Origin of the sequence: Kytococcus sp. HMSC28H12 (assembly GCF_001816045.1) — a bacterium.
GTDB classification, from domain to species: Bacteria; Actinomycetota; Actinomycetes; order Actinomycetales; family Dermatophilaceae; genus Kytococcus; species Kytococcus schroeteri.
In genome coordinates this window covers 1-1,153 of the sequence record NZ_KV824487.1, presented here as the reverse complement: position 1 = coordinate 1,153, position 1,153 = coordinate 1, and the positions used below count along the sequence as shown (strand labels likewise).

The 1,153-nt window shown below is 76.4% G+C and carries 2 protein-coding genes; both read left to right on the top strand.

All coding sequences use genetic code 11. The features are described 5' to 3' along the window. A partial coding sequence (locus tag HMPREF3099_RS06950; protein WP_237769786.1) for an O-methyltransferase occupies positions 1 to 541 on the top strand: 541 nt, incomplete at its 5' end. A 100-nt stretch (positions 542 to 641) separates the two neighbouring features. Further along, positions 642 to 1,085 (top strand): twin-arginine translocase TatA/TatE family subunit, encoded by a 444-nt coding sequence (locus HMPREF3099_RS06945; RefSeq protein ID WP_141494745.1) that lies wholly within the window; start codon positions 642 to 644, stop codon positions 1,083 to 1,085. The last annotated feature ends 68 nt before the right edge of the window (positions 1,086 to 1,153 follow it).

Sequence of the window (1,153 nt, the reverse complement as noted above, 5' to 3'; positions counted from 1 at the left end):
GCGCACCCAGGCGGGTGGTGGGGACGTGGCCGCCGAGGGGGCCGTGCTGCGCCTCGTGGCGCGCACCGCCGCGGCGCGCTCCGCGGTGACCGCCACCACGATGGGCGGCGCGCTGCCGCTGTGGATCCTCCAGGGCATGCCCACCGACGGGGCGCTCACCTGCATCGACGACGAGCCCCGCGCCGCGCTCACCCGCCGTGCCACCACCACGGCCGGGGTGCCCCAGCACCGCTGGCGGATCATGCCCGGGCGTCCCGGCGAGGTGATGACGCGCCTGCGCGACGCCGCGTACGACCTCGTGGTGGTGGACGCCCCCGCGCCCGACCTGGCCGACCAGGTGGAGCAGGCGCGCCGCGTCGTGCGGCCCGGGGGGCTCCTGGCGATGGTGGGTGCCGGCCTCGGCGGCCGCCTGGCTGACCCCGTGGACCGGGACCCGGGCACGCTGCTGGTGCGCCACGTGCTGGAGGAGTGGCGCGAGCGGGACTCCGACGCCCTGCTGCTGCCGGTGGGGGCGGGGGTGGCGCTGGCTGTGGCCCCGTGACGGCGGGCTGGCACACTGTCCCCTGGCCACCCGCCGGGCGGGACGGCCACCGGGGGCCCGACGGGGCCCGTGACGCACGGACGACGACAGGAGCAGGATCGTGAACATCTTCGGGATGTCCCAGTGGGAGCTCCTGCTGATCATGGTCGCGGTCCTGGTCATCATCGGTCCCGACCGCCTGCCGGCCGCCATGGACAACCTCCGCCGCTGGGTCCGCCAGGCCCGCGACATGGCCAACCAGGCCAAGGGCGACCTGCGCGAGCAGGTGGGCGACGACGTGGACCTCGACTGGCGCAAGTGGGACCCCCGCCAGTACAACCCGCGCCGCATCGTCCGCGAGGCGCTCATGGAGGACTACCAGCCCCTGGTCGACGAGCTGAACCCGCTCAAGGACCCGACCTCCACGCCGGCCGGCGAGACCACCGGGGTGGCCAGCTCCACCGGTGCCGTCGAGCAGCGCGGTGGAGCTCCCACGCCCCGCTGGGGCAACCCGCACACCTACGACCCGCTGGTGCCCACCCCCTTCGACCCCGACGCCACCTGAGGCGCCGCCCGGCCGCGCACCGCGGGGTGGCCACGCGCAGAGGGCCCGGGACGCACGCAGCGTCCCGG